The sequence below is a fragment of the Paenibacillus phytorum genome, from assembly GCF_013141715.1.
Classification (GTDB): Bacteria; Bacillota; Bacilli; order Paenibacillales; family NBRC-103111; genus Paenibacillus_E; species Paenibacillus_E phytorum.
The window spans coordinates 481,560-508,165 of the sequence record NZ_WHOA01000241.1; the positions used below are offsets into that span (position 1 = coordinate 481,560).

General features: G+C 45.7%; 25 protein-coding genes. 21 read left to right on the forward strand and 4 right to left on the reverse strand.

Annotation, left to right across the window (positions count from 1 at the left end; translation table 11 throughout):
- Nucleotides 1-21: 21 nt before the first annotated feature.
- Nucleotides 22-444, reverse strand: coding sequence for a DUF3995 domain-containing protein (locus GC098_RS35490; RefSeq protein WP_171648980.1), 423 nt, complete (start codon nt 442-444; stop codon nt 22-24).
- Between the two features lie 193 nt (nt 445-637).
- The gene (locus tag GC098_RS35495; protein WP_171648982.1) at nt 638-1,369 is read right to left on the reverse strand and encodes a YqjF family protein; all 732 of its coding nucleotides are present in this window, start codon (nt 1,367-1,369) and stop codon (nt 638-640) included.
- A 173-nt stretch (nt 1,370-1,542) separates the two neighbouring features.
- Between GC098_RS35495 and GC098_RS35500 the strand changes: the two genes are divergently transcribed.
- The 4 genes from GC098_RS35500 (at nt 1,543) to GC098_RS35515 (ending at nt 4,113) form a co-directional block, all read left to right on the forward strand.
- Nucleotides 1,543-1,746 (forward strand): YwbE family protein, encoded by a 204-nt coding sequence (locus GC098_RS35500; RefSeq protein WP_029195001.1) that lies wholly within the window; start codon nt 1,543-1,545, stop codon nt 1,744-1,746.
- A gap of 24 nt (nt 1,747-1,770) precedes the next feature.
- Nucleotides 1,771-2,022, forward strand: coding sequence for a YolD-like family protein (locus GC098_RS35505; protein WP_171648984.1), 252 nt, complete (start codon nt 1,771-1,773; stop codon nt 2,020-2,022).
- A gap of 149 nt (nt 2,023-2,171) precedes the next feature.
- Entirely contained in the window at nt 2,172-3,083 is a 912-nt protein-coding gene (locus GC098_RS35510; protein WP_312880541.1) for a tyrosine-type recombinase/integrase, read from the forward strand.
- A 106-nt stretch (nt 3,084-3,189) separates the two neighbouring features.
- On the forward strand, nt 3,190-4,113 hold the full coding sequence (locus GC098_RS35515; protein WP_171648986.1) for a S66 peptidase family protein: 924 nt from the start codon (nt 3,190-3,192) through the stop codon (nt 4,111-4,113).
- Between the two features lie 62 nt (nt 4,114-4,175).
- Here the strand turns inward: GC098_RS35515 and GC098_RS35520 are convergent, their stop codons facing one another.
- Nucleotides 4,176-4,799, reverse strand: a complete 624-nt coding sequence (locus GC098_RS35520) for a C40 family peptidase (protein ID WP_171648988.1) — start codon at nt 4,797-4,799, stop codon at nt 4,176-4,178.
- Nucleotides 4,800-5,189: 390 nt separating this feature from the next.
- Between GC098_RS35520 and GC098_RS35525 the strand changes: the two genes are divergently transcribed.
- The 11 genes from GC098_RS35525 (at nt 5,190) to GC098_RS35575 (ending at nt 16,800) form a co-directional block, all read left to right on the forward strand.
- Nucleotides 5,190-6,002, forward strand: coding sequence for an ABC transporter ATP-binding protein (locus GC098_RS35525; protein ID WP_171648991.1), 813 nt, complete (start codon nt 5,190-5,192; stop codon nt 6,000-6,002).
- Nucleotides 5,986-6,798 carry an ABC transporter permease gene (locus GC098_RS35530; RefSeq protein WP_171649095.1) on the forward strand — a complete coding sequence of 271 codons (813 nt, stop codon included), beginning with the start codon at nt 5,986-5,988 and terminating at the stop codon, nt 6,796-6,798. Before GC098_RS35525 ends, GC098_RS35530 begins: the two co-directional genes overlap by 17 nt.
- Nucleotides 6,795-7,667, forward strand: coding sequence for an ABC transporter permease (locus GC098_RS35535; RefSeq protein WP_171648993.1), 873 nt, complete (start codon nt 6,795-6,797; stop codon nt 7,665-7,667). The genes GC098_RS35530 and GC098_RS35535 overlap by 4 nt, the downstream gene beginning before the upstream one ends.
- Nucleotides 7,668-7,750: 83 nt before the next feature.
- The gene (locus GC098_RS35540; RefSeq protein WP_246359132.1) at nt 7,751-8,824 is read left to right on the forward strand and encodes an ABC transporter substrate-binding protein; all 1,074 of its coding nucleotides are present in this window, start codon (nt 7,751-7,753) and stop codon (nt 8,822-8,824) included.
- A gap of 80 nt (nt 8,825-8,904) precedes the next feature.
- A complete protein-coding gene (locus tag GC098_RS35545) occupies nt 8,905-10,278 on the forward strand; it encodes an aspartate aminotransferase family protein (RefSeq protein ID WP_171648995.1) in 1,374 nt (457 codons plus the stop codon).
- A gap of 6 nt (nt 10,279-10,284) precedes the next feature.
- Nucleotides 10,285-11,556: a M20 family metallo-hydrolase gene (locus tag GC098_RS35550; RefSeq protein ID WP_216625522.1), complete on the forward strand. Its 1,272-nt coding sequence runs from the start codon at nt 10,285-10,287 to the stop codon at nt 11,554-11,556.
- The gene (locus GC098_RS35555) at nt 11,553-12,434 is read left to right on the forward strand and encodes a nitrilase-related carbon-nitrogen hydrolase (protein WP_171648997.1); all 882 of its coding nucleotides are present in this window, start codon (nt 11,553-11,555) and stop codon (nt 12,432-12,434) included. Before GC098_RS35550 ends, GC098_RS35555 begins: the two co-directional genes overlap by 4 nt.
- Nucleotides 12,435-12,454: 20 nt before the next feature.
- Nucleotides 12,455-13,819 (forward strand): NAD(P)-dependent oxidoreductase, encoded by a 1,365-nt coding sequence (locus tag GC098_RS35560; RefSeq protein WP_171648999.1) that lies wholly within the window; start codon nt 12,455-12,457, stop codon nt 13,817-13,819.
- Nucleotides 13,820-13,851: 32 nt separating this feature from the next.
- Nucleotides 13,852-15,147, forward strand: a complete 1,296-nt coding sequence (gene preA / locus GC098_RS35565; RefSeq protein WP_171649001.1) for an NAD-dependent dihydropyrimidine dehydrogenase subunit PreA — start codon at nt 13,852-13,854, stop codon at nt 15,145-15,147.
- 2 nt (nt 15,148-15,149) lie between these two features.
- Complete coding sequence (hydA, locus tag GC098_RS35570; protein WP_171649003.1) at nt 15,150-16,592, forward strand: dihydropyrimidinase; 1,443 nt, start codon at nt 15,150-15,152, stop codon at nt 16,590-16,592.
- Nucleotides 16,585-16,800 (forward strand): hypothetical protein, encoded by a 216-nt coding sequence (locus GC098_RS35575; protein WP_171649005.1) that lies wholly within the window; start codon nt 16,585-16,587, stop codon nt 16,798-16,800. Before hydA ends, GC098_RS35575 begins: the two co-directional genes overlap by 8 nt.
- On the opposite strand, the gene GC098_RS35580 is transcribed toward GC098_RS35575, so the two are convergent.
- On the reverse strand, nt 16,797-18,410 hold the full coding sequence (locus GC098_RS35580) for a PucR family transcriptional regulator (RefSeq protein WP_171649007.1): 1,614 nt from the start codon (nt 18,408-18,410) through the stop codon (nt 16,797-16,799). The genes GC098_RS35575 and GC098_RS35580 overlap by 4 nt on opposite strands.
- 117 nt (nt 18,411-18,527) lie before the next feature.
- On the opposite strand from GC098_RS35580, the gene GC098_RS35585 reads away from it, so the two are divergent.
- The 6 genes from GC098_RS35585 to GC098_RS35610 all read left to right on the forward strand — a co-directional run bounded on the left by GC098_RS35585 (nt 18,528) and on the right by GC098_RS35610 (nt 26,605).
- Entirely contained in the window at nt 18,528-19,970 is a 1,443-nt protein-coding gene (locus tag GC098_RS35585; protein ID WP_171649009.1) for a CoA-acylating methylmalonate-semialdehyde dehydrogenase, read from the forward strand.
- Between the two features lie 124 nt (nt 19,971-20,094).
- The gene (gene corA / locus GC098_RS35590; protein WP_171649011.1) at nt 20,095-21,045 is read left to right on the forward strand and encodes a magnesium/cobalt transporter CorA; all 951 of its coding nucleotides are present in this window, start codon (nt 20,095-20,097) and stop codon (nt 21,043-21,045) included.
- A gap of 53 nt (nt 21,046-21,098) precedes the next feature.
- Nucleotides 21,099-22,862, forward strand: coding sequence for an ABC transporter ATP-binding protein (locus GC098_RS35595; protein ID WP_171649013.1), 1,764 nt, complete (start codon nt 21,099-21,101; stop codon nt 22,860-22,862).
- Nucleotides 22,859-24,832: an ABC transporter ATP-binding protein gene (locus GC098_RS35600; RefSeq protein ID WP_171649015.1), complete on the forward strand. Its 1,974-nt coding sequence runs from the start codon at nt 22,859-22,861 to the stop codon at nt 24,830-24,832. The genes GC098_RS35595 and GC098_RS35600 overlap by 4 nt, the downstream gene beginning before the upstream one ends.
- A 175-nt stretch (nt 24,833-25,007) precedes the next feature.
- Complete coding sequence (gene rpiA, locus GC098_RS35605) at nt 25,008-25,679, forward strand: ribose-5-phosphate isomerase RpiA (protein ID WP_171649098.1); 672 nt, start codon at nt 25,008-25,010, stop codon at nt 25,677-25,679.
- A 398-nt stretch (nt 25,680-26,077) separates the two neighbouring features.
- Nucleotides 26,078-26,605, forward strand: a complete 528-nt coding sequence (locus GC098_RS35610; RefSeq protein ID WP_171649017.1) for a DinB family protein — start codon at nt 26,078-26,080, stop codon at nt 26,603-26,605.
- Nucleotide 26,606 lies beyond the last annotated feature (1 nt).

Below are 26,606 nucleotides of genomic sequence, written 5' to 3' on the forward strand. Positions count from 1 at the left end.
TGGTATCGTTGAGAAAGCGAATTAGCTGTAAATGAGCGTGTAATAAAATGTGAAGCATAGCCATAGGCAAAGTGGTGTGAACAAAAATGTATCATATGTAGCGAAACTAGTCTGTTTGACCCTTTTAAATAAACCCACATATTTAAAATCCCCAATTGCCCGGAGTCCAAATACGAAGACACAAAGCCAACAGCCCCATTGAACCCATGGAGACGAAGGGAGGGCTGGAAGTAAGCGCCCTTGAATAGCCAGCAGCAGTGAAGCGCTAAACAAGAGAATGGCTACGATTAAAGTCGCTATTAAGCCAGGTTTAAACGTCAGTTCTCCTGAACCGCTTGTAGCAGGGATAACAACTCTGCTTCCCCATTGACCGCCAAATGCCCAGAACACATGTAAGCCTCCGATACAAAATAAAAGGAAAACAGAAATTCCACTGATCATCATCCTTGAATCACAACCTCACGTTAATGAATGCCATCTCTGTCATTATTTTAACTGAAATAAGCTTTTTTCAATAGGAAAAAGCACGAAATGATAGAAACACCGCGTTAATTTGTGGTTTTTATATGAATTAGCTACATTAAATATTAATATCATTAATTATATTTTTATCACCATGAAGTAGGAATATCGTGTTTTATGTAAGGCGAAGCTTTTCGAGTGCCCAGATTTTAACCTTTAATTTCTTAGCGAAATGTAAAAGTGGTGATGTATCTGGAAGCCGAATTCCCAAAGAGTAAGGGAGGGTATTGACGTTGAATGAAGCTTCAGCCGATTGTAAGGGCCATGAGTCATGATCGATATCACCTCGATATACATTACCGCGTCGATCTATGCAATAGAGACAATAACGTTCGGTTAACCAATACTCTAGAGTTCCATGATTCGCTAATCGTATAGCGGATGATGGGCTATATTCACCAGTAAATTCACCTTGTCGTGCACGATTATCTTTTCGTAAAGAGTGGTAAAATATGGTGTTATCTGGCCGATGTTGAACTTGAATATGTGCATAAAAGTACGGGAGATGGAAAGCGAAGCGTGCTGCTTCAACAGCGAATCGGTTATGAGCATCTAGACTGAAAAAGTAAACGCCAGGTTTACCTTGTATGGTTACGTAGGTCCTTACATTGATTTCTGGAAAGGCTGAAAAGTAAGGTAACGGAGGTAAACCTCTAGGTGCTATGCCTGACATGTGGAATGGAACAACGCCGATCCATGCTGTTCCGTCAAAGGTATCAATAGGGATATGGGCGGGTATGAGTGGTCTTAATGATTCGATGGGAATGGGCCAATGAGCAAAGAGTAAATCGTTCCAGATTTGGTGCATGATCCAGGGCTTGTTAGGTAACGGCCATGATCGACTCATAAGTGGTTCTCCTTCTGTATTCGCAACTTCGAACTTTATTATTTAGATTAATCGTATTGATTTAGTATGTCGTTGTAAAGGGTTTTGCAAATGTACGCAACTTGATGGGGAATGGGGGAAAACTATGTTATAATAAAACACACAATTGAAAGAAAGCAGGCGACTCACACAGCATGAATGGCCAAAATCGTAAAGATGTGATTCCAGGTATTGAAGTGAATATTGTTTTGAAGCAAGACCAACGCAGCGGGAAGTTGACGCGTGGTATTGTCAAAGATTTATTAACCAATTCACCTACCCATCCTCATGGGATTAAAGTAAGATTAGCAGATGGACAGGTTGGACGTGTTAAAGAAATATTATCGCCGGCAAGGTGATTTATAATCCAGGGGGAACGTGAGATGGCGAAAGCAAAAGTAGCAAAAAGACCAACGCGGGATGAATTTGTATTGGAAGAGATCGGTAATCAACTGTCCGAAGCGAAGCAGGAGAACTCCGAGATTGTACTGACGGTTTGGGGGCGTGAAGAACGTGTTCGCGGGATCATAGCGACTATGGATTCGCGGACCGGAAGAGTACATATGCAAACAAATGGTGAAATTGATAAAGTACCGTTCATGGACATTATGAAAGTCGAATACCCACGAGACTAAGACCGGAAAAACGGTTAATAAGCTTATTCTGCTGTTCTTTACACGGGATAAGCGCAAATTGACCGTTTTTTACTGTCAAAAAAATTGCACTAAATCTATATTTAACGCAACTTAGATTGTAACGGACGGAGTGAATAGGATTGGGGCAAGTGTACGAGTATGATGATGAGTATTTGGAGCTATTTGACTCATGGATGAAAGATCAAGGCTTTACGAAACGAACACAACAAGCTTACTTAGGGGATGTTCGGTTATTCCTTTCCAGCGTAGAGAAATCATTGCCAACGATTGAGGCAATTGATATCATGCGCTTCTTGACGAAAATGAGACAGGGTGGGGCAGGGGATGCCGCGCGTAATCGCTATTTATCTTCGATTCGGACATTTTTCGCGGCGCTGATCGAACTCCAAATTGTGCAGAGCAACCCTTCACTAAACGTGAAAAAATCGAAAGTCGAGAAAAACCAAATTCCCACGTTTCTCAGCGAGCAGCTGCTTGCTGTGTTTTTACAATCGATCGAGGGGAAGTATCAGATCCGGAATGTGGCCATGTTTCTATTGATGAGTTATGCAGGTTTACGTGTAAGTGAGCTGCATCGACTAAACATCGCTGATTTCAATCGTTCAACGAGTACGCTGCAGGTGTTTGGCAAAGGGCGGAAATGGCGTGTCATCCCTCTTCCTGCCGAACTGGTTAAAGTTCTGAATAAAGCATTAATCGAACGAATGGATACAAGGAGCTCGGTGGAGCAGCCTTTTTTTGTTTCTCAATTTGGTCGGCGAATTAGTGTTCGTATGATTCAAACGATTGCAGAGAAGCATTTCGAGGTGCTGAAGAAGCAGTATGCGGAACTACAAGGGAAGTCGATATCAAGTCACAAGCTTCGGCATACGTTTGCCACGATGCAGGTTCTGGCAGGAACGGATATCCGAACTTTGCAGGAATTACTTGGACATGCGAGCATCCAGACCACGCAGATTTACACCCATGTCGGAGATAAACAAAAGCAGGATGCAATGAACCGAGTTTCGGCTTTTATTCCAGTAGGGATTGGGATATAGAACAGGAGTTGTAATAATTAATTCGGGTGGTGCATATAAGGCAACAAAGAGATTACAAAGTAGGATCCAAATTTTGAATAAGTTCTCTTTGGTAGGAGGCATATTTATGGCTATAAGGCCCCCCATTTTACAAAGGGGTGATACCATCGGAATTGTTACTTTAGGAAGTCCGCTTGACGCAGCAATCATTGATGAAAGAATTCAAACAATTGAAAATATGGGATTCAAAGTAGTAATAGGGAAATATGCGTATGGTTATGGTGGCATTGTTGCCTCAACAGCGCAGCAACGTGCTGAAGATCTTATGAGTATGTTTGAAAATCGCAGTGTGAAGATGATATTACCTACAAGAGGAGGGACAGGGGTCAAAGATATTTTACCATACCTTAATTATACGATCATAAAAAACAATCCTAAAATTGTAACTGGATATAGTGATATCACGATTTTATTAAATATCCTATACCAATTTTCCAATTTAATTACTTTTCAAAGTCTATTGTTAATTGACTTTAGCACGAGCACACCAGCGTATAATTTCAACCAATTTTATTCGGCTACATCAACTCTCAGTAGTCCAAGAGTGATACAGAATCCACCCGGCATGCAGCAGACCAGTCTGATTGAGGGGAATGTTAGAGGTCCGATCGTAGGGGGGAATCTCACTTCATTTGTGGATACCCTTGGAACTCCATACGAAATTGATACGACCGGTAAAATATTGGTCATAGAAGAGACACATGAAGCAACGAATGTGATTTACCGATATTTGACTCATCTAATTATGGCAAGGAAATTTCAAGATTGCGTCGGTGTGGTAATGGGACAATGCACAAATTGCACGAATTCTTATTCTACGACTTATAATGACTTAATAACTGGGTTGATTGCTCCGTTAGGAAAACCTCTCATGACCAATGTAAGTACAGCTCATGGCCTTTATAAAGCAGCAATCCCCATTGGAGCGAACGTTAATCTTGATACTTACAATAACAGGCTTACTGTGCTTGAACCCACGGTAATAGCCTAGAGCACATTGTACAACTTGTCTAGAACGAAAAAAAGCCGGTAAAAACCGGCTTTTTTCTCATATTAGTTAATTAAACGACGTGCACCCCAATAATGTGCATCATAGTAGGGAGTACCAAAGAAAGTGCTAATCTTTACTTCCCTCGTTCCCATGGTACCTGCTTGAAGAATCTTGTTATTTCCAAGATAAATACCTACATGCGAGACTCCGCTTGTATAAGTTCCTTGTAGAAATACAAGATCACCTTTACGCAGATCGCTTTTATCAACTGGCGTTCCTAATTGACTCAATAATACTGACGAATGAAGAAGGTTAAACCCGTGTTGATTAAACGCATATTGTACAAATCCAGAGCAATCAAAAGCAACATATGGCGTGCTGCCGCCAAATACATATGGCGTTCCAAGCTGCTTCATTCCTGTTGCAATGATCGCATCTGCTTTTACTTCCCAGCTCTGTTTAATAGCCTTAACAGGAAGATTAATAACAACACCTGCGTAGATATTTTGCTGATTAACATTTGGATTATTTGCGATGAGATCAGCTAATGGAACATTGAACTTCTGTGAAATGGACCAGAAAGTGTCAGCATCCGTAGCGACGTATTGATTCGAAGGTGCCGCATTTGCGATTCCGCTGATTAAGAGACTTGTCGCCATTGCGGTTGTAAGAATAAACTTTCTCATGAATTTCCTCCTAGATGTTATATGTAGTCACTTAAATATTCTATCAGAATGAATAAATAGAGAATATGAGCAAATTATGGTTATACGTGAGGTGGGGCTGTTTGCATGACATTTGTTTACATAACATATATTATGTTATCACAAAATTGGAGAGCATCAAAATGAACCGCTTGTCCCCATGCATGATAAAAAAACGAGAAGGGGGATCCAAATTATATCAATACTACGTTTTTCTTCATTAGCTGTTTACACTATGTCAAATGAAAAGTCTGATTTTGGAACACTTTGTATAATGTAAATCGTCATAGAAGTTATATAATATAACATATACAGTAATCATATATCACATTTACATAACGCAACAACAAAGTTCAAATGAGGAGGGACACAATGAATTCAGATCTTTCCCAGCAGAAAGTGGAAATTTCGGTGGATGGTGTCTGCATGGTGTTTGGAAAAAAAGGAAAGCAAGTGACTGTACTCCAAGACATCTCGTTCGATGTAGCCCAGAATGAATTCATATCCTTACTTGGGCCTTCCGGCTGTGGTAAATCAACGCTGCTGAGGCTGATGGCTGACCTGCTGCAACCCTCGAGCGGTCAAATTATTATTCAAAAGGAGCATCCGCGGGAAGTGCGTTTGCGCAGGAAATTCGGCATTGTGTTTCAGAATCCCACGCTTTTCGAATGGCGAACCGTACGCGAAAATGTGGAGCTTCCCTTAGAGGTAATGGGGCGTAATCGCGCGGAGTATAGAAGTATGGTCGATCAACTCCTTGAAACCGTAGGGTTGACGAAATTCAAAGATTATTACCCTTGGCAGCTAAGTGGCGGCATGCAGCAAAGAGTGGCTATTGCGCGAGCTTTATCGCTGGATCCGCCAATTTTGTTTATGGATGAACCTTTCTCGGCGCTTGATGAATTCACAAAGGAGAAACTGCAATTCGAATTGCTTGAAATTAAAAGAAAAACGAACAAAACGATCGTTTTCGTCACTCATAGTATTCCGGAAGCCGTGTTTTTATCCAATCGAATCATTGTATTATCGGCAAATCCTGGTCGCGTACACTCCGTTCACCACGTCGATTTGGGAGAGGATCGCACTTTGCTAACCCGAGAATCGGAGCGTTTCCATGCGTTAACTTCATCGATTCGAAATTGCTTCTACGAGGAGAGTGATGCCCTTGATGATCAAATTGGATAGACAATGGCATCAAGCTGCTGTTATTGCTTGTTGGATAGCAGCATTGCTCCTTCTCTGGGAAGTGCTCGCTTGGCTGCTCCATAACGTGATTCAAGTCTCACAACCCGATTCTAAACTCCCTTATTTGCATAAGGTGATAACCTCCTTGCAAGACAATCTTCCTACCCTCATCAAGCAAGGCTTCACAACATTCGGCAATGCGATGACTGGTTTCCTGATTGGCACCATTTTCGGCGCCGCCTTAGCCATTTCCATGAGCCTCTCCAAAACGGTTGAACACACGCTAACTCCTTACATGGTCGCTTCTCAAATGGTGCCAATCATCGGTCTTGCACCTATCCTGTACGGCATCTTCCATGATCCGAGCCTTTCGCGGATCGTCATGGCAGGTTATGTGACATTTTTTCCTGTCACCATCAACTCGCTTCGCGGGCTGCGCAGTGTGCAGCCTGAACAGCAGGAGCTTATGCGTTCCATAGCTGCATCAACCTGGCACAGCTACCTGAAGCTCAAGCTGCCATCTGCGCTGCCTGGGCTGTTCGCCGGGCTCAAGATTTCAGCTCCGCTGGCGATCACAGCTTCCATCATCGTTGAGCTGATGGGAGCTCCCGATGGAATCGGCGTGCTAATGGTTAGCTCACTATATTACGGAGCTGCACAAGTATACATGTTCTGGTGCACAGTGCTTGTCTCGATTGCCATTGGCTTTACCACCTTTCTAATGCTAGTTCTCCTAGAAAGATGGCTGACACCTTGGCAGCCTGATTTCCGCGAAAGCAGGAGGGGAGGCTCATGAAGGAGGTCATTTTAAGTAAAGACCAACAAGCTGCAGTGTCGACGCTAACGAGTTTGGAGGAACCAACCCGAACTTCCACTGGAAAAGTACGAGCAGGCTACACGGTTATTTTCACGCAGCCAATGAAGCTATTCCCGTATTTATTCGGTCTCGTATTCTTGCTGCTTTGGCAATTCAGAGGGATACATACCTTATTCAGTTTAGAACGCTATCAACTGCCAATTCCTTCAGATATCATCACAGCCATACGCGAGAATGGCGATATTCTGCTCATTTACACGCTGTACACGGGGATTGAAATCATCGGCGGCTTCCTCATCGGTTCGTTGCTGGGCTGGCTTGCAGCAGTCGCGGCTTCCTTTCGGCCACAAGAGGGTACGGGTGCGATTTCGATCATGGCCTCGCTTAATGCAGTGCCGATCGTGGCCCTTGCGCCCATCATGAATAATTGGTTGGGAGATGGCGTCGCCTCCCGAATGGGGATCGTCTCTGTGATGACGATGGCTACCATGGCCGTCAGCACCTACAAAGGGCTGCGTTCAATTGAGCTTTCCTACCTGGAGTTAATGACTTCATACGCGGCCAGCACCAGACGTCTTTTTCTCAAATTAAGATTACCTAAGGCCTTACCGGCGATATTTTCGGCCCTTAAAATCAACATGTCAACGAGCATCATCGGTGCGATAGTGGGGGAGTTTTTCATTGCATCGCGTGGCTTAGGCTACTTGCTTTCGGACCAAATCCGTCTGGCTAACATGCCCTTAGCTTGGGCTTGTATTGTCATCGCAGCTATCCTGGGAATTGTTTTATATACAATCATTCAACTTGTAGAAAAACGATTTATACCGTGGTCAATATCTAATCGCTAAACGAAAACGAATATTTAACATGAGCATCAAGGGATGACAACATCTTTACATACATAGAAATAAATAGGAGAGGATTGGTTCGTTTGAAAAAGAGAATCCTTACTGGCAAATTGGCTTTGATGTTAAGTATGTTCATGATTTTAGTTCTCGTCACAGCTTGTGCTTCCGACAAATCAGCAACCACAACGCCAGCAGGTGCTACAGCAGCAGATGCAACCAAGTCTCCTTCGGCAGAGCCGCTCAAGAAGGTCAAAATTCAGTTGAAATGGGTGCCGCAAGCACAGTTTGCCGGAATCTATGCCGCTAAAGAGAAAGGCTTTTACAAGGATGAAGGCATAGATGTAGAAATTGTACCTGGGGGACCGGATGTCATCATCGAGCAGCAAGTTATAAATGGCGCTGTCGATATTGCCGTATCGAGCTTTGATTCTTTGTTAGTCAACCGTGACAATGGATTACCTCTCGTCTCATTAGCGCAAGTGACGCAGAAGAGTTCGTACCGTTTATTATCCAAAAAATCGACGGGTATCGATGCACCAGCCAAAATGAAGGACAAAAAGGTCGGGACATGGATGGGCAGTCAGCAGTTCCAAGTGCTTGCTTTTATGGAGAAGAACGGACTTGATCCGAAGAAAGACATTCAATTGGTGAAACAAGGCTTCACGATGGATCAATTCTTTGGGGATCAGTTGGATGTAGCGACAGCAACGATTTATAACGAGTACTATGTTGTGCTTGAGAGCGGTGTGAAAGAGACAGATTTGAATGTGTTTAACTTTGATGATGCCGGTGTTGCGATGCTGGAAGATACGCTTATTGCGAAGAAGGACTGGGTTGACAAGAACCATGATCTTGCAGTTAAAGCCGTGAGAGCGACCATGAAAGGCTGGAACTATGCGATTGAGCATCAGGATGAAGTCGTGGATATCGTGATGAAAAGTGTAACGGCAGGCAGTACAACCAAACAGCACCAAACGACGATGCTGAAGGAGATGGCGAAGCTTGTGAAGCCGGAAGGATTTAAAAATGAACAAGTCGGTTCATTCGTAGATGAATCAGTGACACGGACAGCGAACATTGCGCTGAAATATGGCTTGATTAAGAAACCGGCCGATTTGACTGCGGCTATTGATAAAACGATTTTACAGGGCAAGTGAGTTTTGGAAAGGAAGGCGGATCGTGGATGACTGTAGTCTGCGATTCTTCTTTACATCATCAGGAGAGGGGAGCTGGGCTTATGAGCGCTAACGAGGTTAGTGATCTGGTGACGAAGGAGGACCTGCTTGAGAAGGATCGCAAATATGTGTGGCATCACATGTCTGCACATAACGAGAATCCGATGATACTTGCTTCTGGTGAGGGAAGCTGGGTTACAGATGTGGATGGGAATCGATATTTGGACGGTATGTCCGGATTATGGTGCGTGAATGTGGGTCACGGTAGAAAAGAAATTGCGGAAGCGGCCGCAGAGCAAATGATGAAAATCGCTTATGCTACACTCGTTCAATCCCATGTACCAGCAATTGAATTAGCGGCGAAGTTGAATGAGTGGTTGGATGGCGAGTATCGGATCTTTTACTCGAATTCGGGGTCGGATGCCAATGAAGTGGCTTTCAAGATTGCTCGCCAATACCATCATCAGAATGGGAAGCCATCTAAACATAAGTTCATCTCGCGGCATCGCGCTTATCATGGCAATTCAATGGGGGCATTGGGGGCAACTGGGCAAGCGCAGCGTAAGTTGAAATATGAACCGCTCGGTGTGGGCTTCCAGCATGTGCCGCCGCCGTATTGTTATCGCTGTCCATTTGGCCAGACGAAGGGTTCGTGCAGTTTTCAATGCGCCAAAGCCATCGAGGATGCCATTGTTTGGGAGGGAGCAGATTCTGTTGCTGGCGTAATCGTGGAGCCAGTGATTACGGGAGGCGGGATGATTGTTCCTCCGGACGAGTACCTGCCCATGGTGCGCAGCATTTGTGACAAGTATGATGTGCTGCTCATAGTAGATGAAGTGATTTGCGGATTCGGTCGATCCGGCGAGAAGTTCGGTCATATGAATTATGGGGTGAAACCGGACATCGTGACGATGGCCAAAGGCTTGACCAGTGCGTACTCGCCGCTTTCTGCAACCGCTGTTTCGGCTGAATTGTATGAATCGTTCAAAGATAAAGAAGCGACCAGCCATTTAAGACATATCAATACATTCGGTGGTAATCCAGTCTCTTGCGTTGTTGCGTTGAAAAATATGGAGATTTTAGAAAAAGAAAACCTGGTTACGCGCTCTGCTCATATTGGAAACACATTTAGAGCTCAATTAGAACCTTTACTTGACCACCCGCATGTTGGCGAGATACGCATTTTTGGATCAGCAATGGGCATTGAGCTCGTAGAAGATCAAGTGTCGAAGGTTCCGGCGACTGCTGACCGTGTGTTGAAGATCATTGTAGGCTGCAAGCAAAAGGGTCTGCTTATAGGGCGGAACGGAGATACGGTGCCTGGATTCGCTAACATTCTCACGCTGAGTCCACCGTTATCTTCGACAGATGAGGATGTTGCTTTTATCATTGAGACCTTGCTTGCTGTGTTTGATGCCAATCAGGAGAAAGGATGATAGGTCTTGCCTAGTGCACCTCAGATACAAATTAACGCTTCACGACTGCAACGGCGTATTCAGGAGCTCGCTCAAATCGGGAAAATCGGGGAAACGGGCGTATGCAGGCTTGCTTTGTCCAAAGAAGATCGAGAAGGCGTGGAACTAGTTAAAAGCTGGATGCAAGAAGCTGGGATGGAAGCTTCAATCGATCCATTCGCCAACTTAATTGGTGTACTTAAAGGGAGCAATCCGAATGCACCGGTTCTCATGCTAGGCTCTCATGTGGATTCGCAGCCTTATGGCGGTAGATTTGATGGTGCGATTGGTGTACTTGGTGCGATTGAAGTGGTCCAAACGCTAGTGGAGGAAGGGATAGCGCCAGAATGTAATATTGAAGTTGTGGCTTTCTGTGATGAAGAGGGCTGTCGCTTCAACAAAGGGCTTTTCGGCGTTCGAGGAATGACCGGAAAGCTTGAAGCAAATGAGTTGGAGCGTACGGACAAAAATGGTATTACACGCAGGGAAGCTTTGGTTCAGTTCGGGTGCGAACCTGCTGACTTCGAGAGCTATGAGTACCAAGAAGGTCGGATTGGCGCTTTTCTGGAGCTGCACATCGAGCAAGGTCCGGTCTTAGAGTCACTCGATGCTCCGATTGGTATCGTCAGCGGAATCTCTGGTCCATTATGGCTCACCGTGGAGATGATCGGCTTCGCTGGGCACGCGGGTTCGGTGCCGATGTCTATGCGCCAAGACGCGCTTCTAGGCTGTGCCAAAATCATTGTGGCGCTCAATGAGTTAGTGCGGCAGGAGCCAGGTGCACCGACTGTTGGTACGGTGGGTTCGCTCTCGGTGTTTCCTGATTCCCGCAATATCATCCCAGAGAAGGTATCCTTCACCATTGACTTGCGGGACATTGATTTACGGCGTCGCAATGCGGTTGAAGCGGAGCTGCTCAGCGTGATCGAAAATGTATCGCGTGAGCATGGTCTCACCTATACGATACGCGAAGATACGAACAGTGAACCCCGCTACTGCGCGAATTGGATCAAGCAAAACCTGCATCAGGAAGCAGCTCTGATGGGGTTGACCCCGCCAGAGCTGATGAGCGGACCTTTCCATGATTCGCTCACCATGTCCTATGTGTGTGATTATGGGATGATTTTCGTTCGATGCCTCGAAGGCATCAGTCACAATCCCAAAGAATATGCTAGTCCAGAGGACATTACGCTGGGCACGGAGCTTTTATACCGCACCGCACGCCGGGTCGCCACGGAAAAGGGGGGACTTCAGCCATGAGCAAGGTGATAATTGGCCTCATTCAAACCTCGCATGATGTACATGGCGATGAGGCTGTGGCCAAGCACAAAGAAGCGGCGATACAAAAGCATATCGCATTGGTTCGTAAAGCGGCGCAGCAGGGCGCACAAATTATTTCTTTGCAAGAAATTTTCTACGGCCCTTATTTCTGCGCAGAGCAAACAACAAGGTGGTATGATGCCGCAGAGGAAATACCGAAGGGGCCAACGACTATGCTTTTTCAGGAATTGGCGAAGGAACTCGGAGTTGTCATCATCCTTCCCATTTATGAGCGAGAAGGCATCGCTTCGTACTACAATACGGCTGCAGTGATCGATGCTGATGGTACCTATTTGGGAAAATATCGCAAGCATCACATTCCGCACGTGGCGGCAGGCGGCGGATCTTGTGGGTTCTGGGAGAAATATTATTTTAAACCAGGTAATCTGGGCTACCCCGTGTTCGATACAGCGTTTGCTAAAGTTGGGGTTTACATCTGTTACGATCGCCATTTCCCAGAAGGAGCAAGGGTTCTTGGACTCGGTGGAGCTGAGATTGTGTTCAATCCGTCCGCTACAGTAGCGGGGACATCCGAGTATCTCTGGAAGCTCGAGCAGCCAGCCCACGCCGTGGCCAATGGGTATTATGTCGGTGCCATTAATCGTGTTGGTCTCGAAGCTCCGTGGAACATGGGAGAATTCTATGGTCAATCTTACTTGGTGGATCCGCGTGGTTCAATCGTTTCCATCGGAAGTCGAGATCAAGATGAAGTGGTCATCGGCGAAATGGACAAAGAGTTAATCCGTGAAGTCCGCAATGTTTGGCAATTTTATCGGGATCGCAGGCCTGAAACCTATGATCAAATCGTTAGCTTATAAGCGTGGGAGGGGGAGCGAAGATGAGTTCAACATTTATTTCCTTAACCGATTTGAAACGCAATTTCGCCGAGGTCAAATCTGGCATGAAGCCGAAAGAGGCGATCGAGGAATCGAACCGCTGCTTATTTTGTTATGATGCTCCTTGCATTCGTGCCTGTCCAACCGGTATTGATATTCCCTCATTTATCAAAAAGATTGCTTCAGGCAATCTCAAAGGCTCCGCACGCACGATCATGGATGCGAATCCGGTAGGGGCCTCTTGTTCAAGGGTATGTCCCACAGAAGAGCTATGTGAAGGAGCTTGTGTACTCAATCATTCGTCCAAGCCTATCCTGATTGGCAACTTACAGCGCTATGCGACAGATTGGGCAATCAAGAATGAACAAATATTGTTCAAGGCCGGGACAAGTAATGGGAAGTCGGTTGCTGTGATTGGGGGCGGGCCTGCTGGTTTATCGGCAGCTCGAGAGCTTGCCCGCTTCGGGTTCAAGATTACGGTGTTTGAGGCGAAGGAGCAGGCTGGAGGGTTAGATACCTATGGGATCGTCTCGTTTCGGCTGCCCCAGGAAATATCGCTTTGGGAAGTCGAGCAGGTTAGGCAGTTAGGTGTGGAATTCCGCATGAGTACGCGAGTTGGCATAGATATAAGTAGCGCAGATTTACTGGGCGACTATGATGCTGTAGTTCTGGCTGTGGGCATGTCGAAGGTTCCGATGCTCGGTATTGAAGGCGAAGCCTTGACGGGCGTGTACGACGCCATTGATTTTGTTGAATCCACGAAGACAGAACAAGAGCTGGATACATTCCTCATTGGGAAGCGGGTAGCGGTCATTGGAGCGGGAAATACAGCCATTGATGCGGCCACGTGTTCAGTGAGACTAGGAGCTGAAAAGGTGCAAATTGTTTATCGGCGTACGCAGGAAGAGATGACGGCGTATGATTTTGAATATGATTTCGCTAAGCAGGATGGCGTTGCGTTTCAGTGGCTTACAGCTCCAAAACGGATCATCGGGGATGCGAATGGGAATGTCGTAGCATTAGAATGCCTACGCATGGAACTAGTGGAAGTAGATGCGGGGCGCAAACGTCCGGTTCCCGTTGAAGGCTCAGAAATCATCATTGAGGTAGATGCCGTTATTAAAGCGATTGGACAGACGAGGCATGTTTCCCTCATTGATCAATTCGAACTTGCACACACGCGAGGAACCGTTACGGTTGATCCATTAACAGGTCAAACGTCCAATCCCAAGGTGTATGCAGCGGGCGACGTCATTTTCGGAGAAGGACAGGGAGAAGCCATGGTTGTATCGGCGGCTCAGCAAGGCAAACAAACGGCTTATGCTATTTATAATCAACTGGTGAAAAGGGAAAATGCTTCGGCTTAATGACTATTTAAATGGATCGGGAGGGATTCAACATGGCTGATTTACGCATAAATCTGGCAGGTATAGCTTCACCTAATCCGTTCTGGTTGGCATCGGCTCCACCAACCAATACGGGATATCAAGTTCAGCGTGCTTTCGAAGCGGGGTGGGGTGGAGCGGTATGGAAAACTCTTGGTGATCCAATTATTAATACGTCTTCGCGCTTTGCCGCCATTCATTTCAACGGACAACGCGTTGCGGGCTTCAATAATATTGAACTCATCACCGATCGGCCGCTTGAAGTCAATCTCAAAGAGATTTATGAGACGAAGAAGCGCTTTCCGAATCATGCGATTATTGTATCCCTGATGGTAGAGCCGAACCGCGAGAAATGGCATGAGATTGTGAAAAAGGTCGAAGCTGTAGGTGTAGACGGCTTGGAGCTGAACTTTGGCTGCCCGCACGGCATGGCTGAGCGCGGCATGGGCGCTGCTTCGGGGCAGCAGCCGGATCTCGTGGAGGCGCAGACGATGTGGGTGAAGGAAGCGGCGACGACGCCGGTCATCGTGAAGCTCACACCAAACATCACAGATATTACAAGCACAGCTAAGGCGGCGGTTCGAGGCGGAGCGGATGCGATTTCGTTGATCAATACGATCAACTCATTAGCAGGCGTAGATATCGATTCGTGGAACACGATTCCTCATGTCGGGGGCAAGGGCTCGCATGGCGGGTATTGCGGACCGGCAGTTAAACCCATTGCCCTCCATATGGTTGCAGATTGTGCGCGAAATCCAGAGGTTGGCGTACCTATTTCTGGCATTGGCGGTATTTCCAATTGGCGAGATGCTGTTGAGTTCATGCTGATGGGCGCGACGGGTGTTCAAGTGTGTACGGCGGCGATGCACCATGGTTTCCGCATTGTGGAGGATATGATCGATGGCTTGAACAACTATTTGGATGTAAAAGGTCTCGCCAGCGTCACCGAATTGATCGGGAAATCCGTTCCGCGCTACTCCGATTGGGGGAACTTGGATTTGAACTATGCGGTTGTGGCACGAATTGACACGGATACCTGTATCAACTGCAACAAATGCCATATTGCCTGCGAGGATACGTCTCATCAATGCATTGATATGTTGACCGGTGATCAGGGTCAGTCTTATTTGCAAGTACGCGAAGAAGATTGTGTAGGATGTAACTTATGCGCGATTGTTTGTCCCGTTGAAGGCGCCATTTCTATGATTGAGGTACCAGGAACAGATGCGCCAATGACGTGGAACGAAAGGCAGGAGGCTATCGCCAAGCTGTCAGAAGACAAAGATTCCACCAAGAAGGAGGCTGTGTAACCATGTCCAAGCTCATTAAGAACGGAACGGTCGTGACGGCTGTTGACCAGTATCAGGCGGACGTCCTTATCGAGAACGGGATCATTACGCAAATAGGTCTGAACCTCTCCAAGGAAGGGGCAGAAATTGTAGATGCCGCAGGTCATTACGTGTTCCCAGGCGGTATTGATCCGCATACCCATCTTGACATGCCTTTTGGCGGCACGGTTACAGCCGATGATTTCGAGACCGGTACGAGAGCGGCTGCTTTCGGTGGAACGACAACGATCATTGACTTCTGTTTAACGAACAAAGGAAGACCGCTGAGTCAGTCTGTTCAAACTTGGCACCAAAAAGCCACAGGCAAAGCCGTCATTGACTATGGATTTCATTTAATGATTGCAGAAATCAACGATGAGGTGCTGGCAGAGCTGCCGAAAATGATTCACGAAGAGGGGATCACCTCACTCAAAGTGTTTATGGCTTATAAAAATGTGTTCCAAGCCGACGACGGCACGCTGTATAGGACATTGATCGAGGCAAAGCGGCACGGAGCACTTGTCATGGTACATGCAGAGAACGGCGATGTGATTGAATATTTGATTAAAGAAGCGCTGGAAGCGGGAAATACGGATCCGATTTACCATGCACTAACGCGTCCATCTTTAATTGAAGGAGAAGCGACAGGGCGTGCGGCTAAGCTTACTGCATTGGCAGGCTCTCAGCTTTATGTTGTTCATGTGACGTGCGAGGAAGCCGTTCAGCAGATTGCCGAAGCACGGAATCATGGTGTTGATATCTGGGGGGAAACGTGCCCGCAGTACTTGATGCTGGATCAGACCTATTTGGAAAAGCCGAATTTCGAAGGGGCAAAATACGTTTGGTCGCCTCCGCTGAGACCGCAGTATCACCAAGAGGCTCTGTGGACCGCTTTGAAAAATGGACAGCTCCAGACGCTCGGTTCTGATCACTGCTCTTTTAACTTTAACGGGCAAAAAGACTTGGGACTAGGCGATTTTAGCAAAATCCCGAATGGAGGACCCTGCATTGAGGATCGATTCTCCATCCTATATTCAGAAGGCGTAGTGAAGGGCCGCATCACGTTGAATCAGTTCGTAGATATCGTATCTACGCGAATTGCGAAGCTTTTTGGCTTATTTCCCAAAAAAGGGACTATCGCTATAGGATGCGATGCAGATATTGTCATCTTTGATCCGAACGTAACTCGGACGATCTCAGCTGAAACCCACCATATGAATGTGGATTACAATCCATTTGAAGGCATCGTGATCTCTGGGGAGCCTGTCACTGTACTGTCTCGAGGCGAATACGTCATCCGGAATAAACAATTCGTAGGCACGGCGGGTGCCGGGCAATTCGTGAAACGAGCCACATATCATGCAGCTTCACGCGATGAAAAGTCGAAGAATGTAGAAGCTGTCAAAGGGGGAGCCACACATGTCTGAGTATGTGCAATTTAAGCTAGAGAAGCAGAAACTGGATGACTTCGTGGCTCAGAAGTTCAAAATCGTCGGGGTGAAGGAAGATCTGGAGGGAGCATGGCTCGATCTCGAACATCCCGGCGGTGAAACGGCGAATCTGCATCTAACGACGGCGAATGCTAGAAAGTATTATGTGTCCTTGCTCCTTAAACAAGGGCAAACGCAGGCTTAAACTATTGCGCCATGCATGTATTCGTAGCCGTGTAGGGCGAGCTCAATAGCAATCCTCTTGTGTGGATGCATGTAATCGTCACCAAGCAGCGCTGATATTTTGTCCAGGCGGTGGTACAGGGTTTGCCGGACGATAAACAGCTCCTTGGCTGTATCCTGTTTGGATCCGCATAGCGCTAAATATACGTTCAATGTCTTCAGAAGCTGTCCATTTTTCTCTCGATCATACTGAATTAATTTCCCAATGTATTCATCAATGAATGACTCCAGCAGACCGGTTTGTTTCATTTTTAGAATCACTTTGTTCACATGCTGCTCATGATAGAAAGGACTTGCAAGCATTCCGGTATCTTTCTGAATCTCAATCGTTTCTTGGGCGGTCTCATAGCTTTCCTTAACACGAGTTGGGTCACTCAATGTTTTCCCGATACCGAACCAAGGGGAGAGCAAGATTGTTTCTTGATTAGCCTCTGATTTTTGAAGTCTTTGTATGGCTCTGGAAATTCGTTCATTGCATGGTGTAGTAGGCAATTGGTCAAGTAGGATGAATACGATTTGATCGTGTATGATGGTAGGCATGAGGTAGAAACCTTCACCTTCGAAAAGAGCGCGGGCGATCATCTGCTTCTGTAAAAGGATATCTTCGTAGTCTTTGGAGGGTTCGGCTGTTGAGACGATGTCAAATAGACAGACGATAGTTTGGCTCAGCTTCATGGAGGGTTTGATGGAGAACATATAATCGCGAATTTCTTGCCCTGTATGTTTGCCGTTCAGCCAATCTGTGACCCAGAGATTCTGTTTGTACCGCGTTTTCTCCTCCATATATTTCGTACGCATCATTTCTTGTGCAATGGCCGTTGCGAACCTGTCTAAGGCGAGGATTTGAAATTCACTGAGTTCTTGATCGGCATACAAAAGTAAGTCTGCGAACAAATGTTCTAAGGCTAAAATAGGGCGATGGGCAAGTTTGCTTTTGGCATTAGGAAGTTGAAAGATCTCGCCATAAATCCATTTCTCATAAAAGGCATCGGCCTTCGTTTTCGGCATGGCAGGGACGAACTGCGCCTCCGCGCCGAAGGGAAAGAAGGCGACTTGTGAGTGTGTCGTTTGATGCAGCAGCTTTAAGAGGGACTGCAGTCCTTTCCCCGAAAGGAGTAACTGATTCAGCTGGGTGGAGAGGGATTCCAGATCTGACACCATTTTGTGATGCTGATGGATGAAATAGGCATGCAGATCCTGCGTAATGTCAATATATCGAACTTCTTCGTGGAAAAAGATAAGTGGAAAGTTCTCTTGGCTGGCAAGCTTTTTCATCTGTTCTAATGGCTGTTTCGTATACGTGCCGAGCTCAATACATAATCCTGAAGCTCCGCAGTCGATCAACTGCTGCAAAAAGGAGAGACTAAGCTCCTCGTTATCATGCCAACCAATGCCTGTGCTTAGAATAAGCTCATTCCCATTGAGTAGATGGCCAACTTGGGTCACTTCCATGATATGTATCCAACGTACCTTTCGGTTCAAAGCTTCCTCACTTGCGATGGCTTCTGCTTTGTGAAATAGCGGTCTCTGCAAAATATCTTTCACTGTTAATTGTAAGAGTGTCTGTACCAAGCGAGTTCACCACCTTCATGTAAGGAAAGTTGACGTAATAGAATAGTAATTTCACCTATTATACAATGTGTCCAAAGACTTTTGGGAAAAATTCTTCCTACCAGGAGATGAACGAATATGAAACTCTTACAAAATTTCGTAAATGGTGTTTGGATCGATTCAGAAAGCGGTTCAGTGAGTGATGTGATTAATCCGGCAACAGGAGAAATCATCGCTCGTGTGCCGCTTTCTTCATCCGAAGACGTCGAAGCTGCTGTCCTAGCAGCACAAACGGCCTTCGAACCATGGAGCAGAACACCTGTACCCAAACGAGCAAGAGTATTGTTTCACTACTGGCAGTTATTGCAGGAGCATGAGCAAGAACTAGCAGAGCTCATTACATCAGAGAATGGTAAAAGTTATAAAGAAGCGTTAGGTGAGGTGCTCCGTGGGATCGAATGCGTGGAATTTGCTGCCGGAACGCCTTCGCATATGATGGGGTCGACATTGGCTAACATATCTGCCGATATGGACTCGGAGCTTTTTCGGGTGCCGCTCGGTGTTGTTGGGGGGATAACACCCTTTAACTTTCCGATGATGGTGCCTTGCTGGATGTTTCCCTTAGCCATTGCTTGTGGAAACACGTTCGTCTTAAAGCCTTCTGAGCGAACACCGCTGACTGCAATGAAATTGGCGGCATTATTTCAGGAGGCGGGGCTTCCTGATGGGGTGCTGAATATCGTCCATGGTGCACATGATGTCGTCAATGCGCTGACTACGACTCCCGCCGTGAAAGCTATCTCATTCGTAGGCTCGCAGCCAGTTGCGAAATATGTCTATGAGAAGGCTTCTTCAGCAGGTAAACGTGTGCAAGCGCTAGCAGGGGCCAAAAATTATCATATCGTGATGCCAGATGCCCATGTTGAAAAATCGGTTGAGAATATTATCATGTCTTCCTTTGGAAGCGCGGGGGAGAGATGCATGGCTTGCTCGGCAGTCGTGGTTGTTGGGGATGGGGAGAATTTCGTAAATAAGCTTCATCAAGCAGCACGTAATATGGTAATTGGCAATGGCATGAAGGAAGAAGTAACACTCACGCCGATCATTCGAGGCGAACAGCGCACCAGGATTGAAGCCTTTATTGACAAAGGGATAGAGGAGGGAGCGGAGCTTCTATTAGATGGAAGAAATGCCGAGGCTTGTTCGGCTGAAGGATTTTTCCTTGGAGCTACGGTATTTGATCATGTGAAACCGAATATGACTATCGCGAAAGAGGAAATATTTGGCCCGGTCTTGTCTCTATTCCGTGCTGAGTATTTGGACGAAGCACTGCTGCTTGTGAATCAATCGCGATTCGGCAACTCGGCCGTCATCTATACGGAGAATGCCAAATCCATACGCAAATTTCGAGAAGAAGTAGAAGCTGGGATGTTAGGCGTAAACGTTGGCGTACCGGCTCCGATGGCCTTTTTCCCATTCTCAGGCTGGAAAGACTCCTTCTATGGAGATTTGCATGCCAATGGCAAAGATGGTGTAGAGTTTTATACGAAGAAAAAGATGATTACGTCTAGATATTTTTGAAATTAGTTTTAAAAGAATAGGGGAATGAGGGCCGCAAGGGATTGCGGCTTTTTTGCCGTTGTGTATGGACAAGCTTTAATCGTTGTTGTAGGTTAATGAATAGGGAATTAAGGGGGAGACACAAGTGATTAGAATATTGGCTGTTAACGAAGAACAGGAGATTATCCATGTATCCTCATTAGAGGAGCTTAAAAATTCAAATATAGATCGGTACTGGGTAGATTTCAATGCGCCTTCCAAGGAGGAAGCTTTACTCTTACAAAAGCACTTTCAATTTCATCCACTGGCTATTGAAGATTGCTATCACTATCTGCAGCGTCCTAAACTAGATCATTATGAGGATACTCATTTTTTTGTCCTTCATGTTTTGCATCCTGAAACATTAGCTGCGGAAGAGGTTGATTTGTTCTGGGGGACTAACTTCATTGTTACTTTTCATTATTCACCGTCTAAGGAAATTGATGAGGCATGGCATCGCATGGCAGAACAACAAAAGTTTAGTGAGAAAGGCATTATATACACGGCCTATTTAATTATAGATAAGCTGGTAGATGAATATTTCCCTAGTCTATATCAAATTGAAGATCAGTTAGATGAAATCGAAGTAAGAGGTAAAAGTGTTCCCGTTCACATCTTAATGAACGAAATATTTGAAATAAGAGCAAAGCTATTAAAGATTAGAAAGACAATTGTTCCTATGAGGGATCTGCTCTATCGTGTTATTAATACCGAAAAAATTGAAGGTCTTAAAGAACATGTTGTCTATTTTACAGACATCTACGACCATCTGCTTAAGCTATCAGAAATTATTGACTCCAATCGAGATTTAACTGCGGATATACGAGATAGTTATGTTTCCATAAATTCCTATCGTATGAATACGATTATGAAGACTTTAACAGTGATTACGACGATTTTCATGCCTCTGACATTTATTGCTGGGATATATGGAATGAATTTTCAAAATATGCCGGAACTTACTTGGCGTTGGGGATATTTTATTGTTCTATTTACCATGTTCGGCATTGGTTTCGGTATGTATTTGTTTTTCCGAAATAAGAAATGGTTTGATTGATTAGTAGTATTAAATATTAATGTCATTAACTATTAGTGGAGGACGCTTCCATTATGAAGCATAAACAAAAAAAACATAACACGATGGGGCAATATACGGAGCTGCTTAGCCGATATTTGTTCCCCCAAAAGGGTACGCTCATTGTATTGACGATGCTCTTATTCGCATCTATTGGTCTTCAGCTCATCAACCCGCAAATTATTCGCTATTTTATCGATACCGCTCAAACACAAGGGGCTATGCAGCCACTGATTACAGCCGCGATTATGTTTATTGGCTTTGCGCTTGTTCAGCAGCTGGTTTCCGTCATTGCTACCTATTTTAGTGAAAATGTAGGGTGGAAAACTACGAATAAGCTGCGGGTGGATCTTGCCGCTCATTGTTTATCACTGGATATGTCATTTCATAAATCACATACATCAGGCTCGCTCATCGAACGTGTAGATGGGGATGTGAATGCACTGGCCAATTTCTTCTCGAGCATGATCATTCATTTATTGGGTAATTTGCTCTTGATGGCTGGCATCATTATTTTATTACTTCGGGAAAATTGGTTAATTGGAGCGGGGATGGCCTTTTTCGTCATTTTTGCGGTCTTTATGATTCAGTGGATTCGTAAATTCGCTGTTCCAGTTTGGGCGGGATGGCGGCAGGCGAATGCAGAGTTTTATGGCTTTATTGGTGAGCACTTGGAAGGTACAGAGGATATCCGCGCCAATGGTGCAGTTGGGTTCGTTATGAATCGCTTCTATACGATGCTTAGAAAAATGCTGCCGCTTCGGGTGAAAGCCTTTCTCGGTTTTTGTGCGATGTGGAACATGTCTATTTTCGTCTTTGCGCTTGGCAATGCCATGGCGTTTGGTATTAGCGCTTATCTGTGGCACACCCAGCATATCTCACTAGGTACTGTGTATCTGATTTTCTTCTATACGGAATTATTAGCCAAGCCAATTGAGAAGATTCGTACGCAAATGGAAGATTTGCAAAAGGCAGACGCAAGTATTTCGCGTATACGCGAGCTGTTCGCTATCCAGTCTGAGATTAAGGATGGGACTGGGACTCCGTTACCGGAAGGACCGCTTAGTGTTGAATTCCGTGATGTCACGTTTAGTTATGATGGGGATCAGCCTACGATTGAGGAGTTAAATCTGACTCTGAAACCGGGAGAAGTCCTAGGACTCCTTGGCCGTACGGGGAGTGGTAAGTCAACGATGGCAAGGTTGCTGCTTCGTTTTTACGATCCTCAAAGTGGGAGTATCGCGCTTGGTGGTACTGATATCCGGAGTTGTAAGTTAGTTGATCTACGTAAACGTGTAGCTCTTGTGACGCAAAATATTGAAATTATGCAAGGGACCATTCGAGATAACCTAACCTTCTACGACGATTCGATCACGGACGAACAAATTATTGAAGTACTCAAGGAGCTTGGACTTGGAGCGTGGTACGAAGCAATGCCTGATGGGCTAAATACAGGTTTAGCCTCCGGAGGAGGAAGCCTATCTGCAGGAGAAGCGCAGCTGCTAGCCTTCGCACGGGTTTTCTTAACGAACCCCGGACTTGTGATCATGGACGAAGCTTCTTCAAGACTTGACCCGCTGACAGAGCAGCGTATGGAAAAAGCGGTATCCAAGCTATTGACCCAGCGGTCCTGTATCATGATTGCGCATCGTCTAACAACCGTTCAACGAGCGGATCATATTCTTATTCTGGATAATGGGCGCGTGTTGGAATCGGGTAAAAGAGAGCATCTGGCCGCAGATCCGAACTCTCGATTCAGCCAGTTACTTGCCACAGGCTTAGAGGAGGTGTTGGCATGAATACATATCAATATTTGTGGCGGCTTATTATGTACCGGCCAATACGGTATCTGGTTAACGCCATTGCTTGGACAGTTATCTATTTGGCGCCGATTGCGCCTGGACTTATAACGAAAGAGTTTTTTGATTCTCTGACAGGTACGTCGGCGCTGGGTTATGGTGTATGGGGACTGATCGCCTTGTTAATGGCTGCAGCCTTAGGGCGCATTATGCTGATCGTAATTGGTTTTATTACGGATGTTAATTTTCGCTTTCGTATGGGGATGCTGCTTAGACGAAATTTGCTTGAGCATGTATTAAAACAGCCGGGGGCACAGGCCATTCCCGTTTCTCCGGGGGAAGCGATTAGCCATTTCCGAGATGATGTCGATCAATCGGAAGAGGCAGCAAGCTGGTCGGTCGATGTGTTCGGGATGACTTGTTTTGCCCTCGTATCGGGCTATATCCTGATTCGGATTGATGCTCAAATGACTCTGCTTGTGTTTATGCCGATTGTTCTTGTTATAACAGCTGCGCAGTTGGCTACGGTTCGCTTACAGAAATATCGCGCAGCTAGCCGTGAAGCTACCTCCAAGGTAACGGGAGAGATCAGCGAAATGTTCGGCAATGTGCAGGCGATTCAAGTAGCCGGTGCGGAGAAACGAGTGATCGCTCGGTTCAGCAGCTTTGGTGACGATCGTAGGAAAGCGATGCTGAAGGATCGGCTCATGGGTGAACTGCTGGATTCGGTGTTTTCTAACTCGGTTAATTTGGGGACGGGACTTATATTATTGCTGGCTGGAACGAAAATGAGAGCTGGGACGTTTACCGTCGGAGATTTTGCTTTATTCGTGTACTATTTAACTTTTGTTACGCAGTTTATTACGAATGTAGGAAAGTTTATTACTTACTTTAAGCAGATGAGTGTGTCCTTGGAGCGATTGACGTTTCTTTTGCAGGGGGCATCAGCTAAGGTTCTTACAATGGTTAATTCATTGCATTTGAAGGTGGAGAATAAAGTGGCGGTGGCTACTGTGTCCGTTATCCCTTTGGCTCAGAAGGGAAGAGAGGATGAAAGTTTGGGTGGGGTAAAGCGGGTCGAAGGACTCGAGCGTGAGGGTGGTAGTGAGGTAAAGATAGGGCAAGGACTCGAGAGATTTAGCGCGGATGAGGCGAAAGAGAAAGGCTTAGAGCGTGAATACGCGGTTGGAGCAAAGTTAGAGGGAAAATTCAATCAAGAAACCGGATTTGCAGCCTCGCTGCAGCGGCTTGATGTGAATGGACTGAGCTACGCTTACTCTGATACAGGCAGAGGGATCTCGGACATTCACTTCAGCTTGAAAAGAGGATCGTTCACCGTTATTACGGGAACGATTGGTTCGGGCAAGACCACGCTTGTTCGCTCACTCCTTGGGCTGCTGCCTAAGGGAGAGGGAACGATTGCGTGGAATGGTGTGCCCGTCGAAGATCCGGGCACATTCTTTACACCGCCGCGGAGCGCTTATACCGCGCAGGTGCCGCGGTTATACAGCGATACGCTGCGCAACAATATTTTGCTCGGGCAAGCGGAGCAAGGCGATAGCTTGCAAATGGCTTTGCACGCGGCGGTGATGGAGTTCGACGTCGCGCAGCTGCCTGGCGGGCTGGACACCGTCATCGGCCCGCGTGGGGTGAAGCTCTCCGGCGGGCAAGCGCAGCGGACGGCTGCAGCGCGCATGCTCGTGCGCGACGCCGAGCTGTACGTCTTCGACGACCTGTCGAGCGCGCTCGACGTCGAGACGGAACAGAAGCTGTGGGAGCGGATGTTCCAGCGTCGAAGCGACGCGACCTGCCTGGTCGTATCCCACCGCAAAACGGCGCTATCGCGGGCGGACCACATCATTGTGATGAAGGAAGGTCGCATCGAGGCCGAAGGAAATTCGGAAGAACTACTGCGGCAGAGTGCGACGTTCAGGGAATTGTGGTATGGAGATGAGCGGCATTCATCATGAATTAGTAGAGAAGCCTGAGAGATTGGGCTTCTTTTTATTTATATAAAGGAAATTTGTAGGGGATTCACGAAAATATATGAACTCCTTTTCCAATGACAAAGATTGTAATTCAGAAATGATGAGGGCAAAATAAGGTAAGGAATAACCTAAATTCAGGGAGTGAGAATAGAAAATGCTGAACCCCAAAAAACTAGCGGCTGAGAAAGCTGTTGAATTTATTGAAGATGGCATGGTAGTTGGATTAGGTACAGGATCTACGGCTTACTGGGCAATCCAAAAAATTGCTCAAAGAATACAGGAAGGACTTCGTATACGGGCCGTGGCGAGTTCTAGGGACTCGGAAGAATTGGCAATAAAGTTAGGAATTCCTATCGTTCCATTTTCTGAAATAGAATTCATAGATATAACGATCGATGGTGCTGATGAGGTTGATACGCATTTAAACTTAATAAAAGGCGGAGGCGGCGCATTAGTCAGAGAGAAGATATTAGCAATTAATAGTAAGAGATTTTTTGTAATTATAGATGAATCAAAACGAGTAGAACATTTAGGCCAATTTTCATTACCGGTCGAAATCGTACCCTTTGCTGTAAATTTAACAATAAATAAACTAAAGGAACTAGGATGTGACACAAGGATACGAATGAGGAACGATAAGGAGTATATTACGGATAACGGAAACATAATTGTAGATTGTAACTTTGAAAAAATAGTAGAGCCAATAGAGCTAAATAAACAAATCAACTTAATTCCAGGTGTTGTTGATAATGGCTTATTTACTCGCATGGTAAGTTCATTAATCGTTGGATATAACGATGGAAATGTAATGATTATCGACCAACCATGAGGGCGGTATGAAATCACACTTCATGCATTTTGTGCATCAAAATTTGGCATTGAACACCCTTTGGAGGGATTACCTGCAAAATGTGCAGTTAATTTCGCCTCAAAAGGCTCAAACGGAGTATATCGGGTGAATTTGATGTAGGAAATGCAGGTAATTCATGAGAGAAGAGTAGCTCACGTGAAATTTACTGCATGTTTTACAGCAAATATTGTTCGAATACTCCAACGGGAACAGGGAATTAGTTGTTGTTGCAGTGGCAGTTACTTTTGAATTTTGGCTAGTGGGATGATTTAAGGGGAGTTTGAGAGAGGCGTTTAAAGTATAAGCAGGGAAAATCTACCAAAAGAACGAATCTAAATAAGATAATTCTAACGATTAAACAAGGAGCGAAAGTACATATGCGCGATACACCTAATCTTCTACTAATCACAGACATACCAGGCTATGCGCCTCAAATTAGCAGGCTAATGTCCATGATGAATTACGCCAGATTTACAACACTGAGAAGTGTGGAAGGACTCACAACCGAGCATTTAGACTACACAATCGACGAGACAAGCAACTCCATCGGCTCTTTGCTGCTACACTTCGCTGCTGTCGAGGTTGCTTATCAGCTGGAGACATTTGAGCTTCGTGACTTGAACGAGGAAGAAATGAAAATCTGGGGAGCAGCCCTCGAGCTTGGGGATCAAGGAAGAGCCCAAATTAAAGGAAATAACCTCGACTATTATCTCAACATCTTGAGCGAGGTTCGCAGCAAAACGTATGATGTTTTCAAGACGAAGACAGATGATTGGTTATATGAGGAGCATCCATTCTGGCAAAACCAGCCTGCTAACCATTATTTCATGTGGTACCACGTGTTTGAGGATGAGATTAATCATCGGGGACAGATTCGTTGGATGAGAAAACGACTTCCGGTATAAA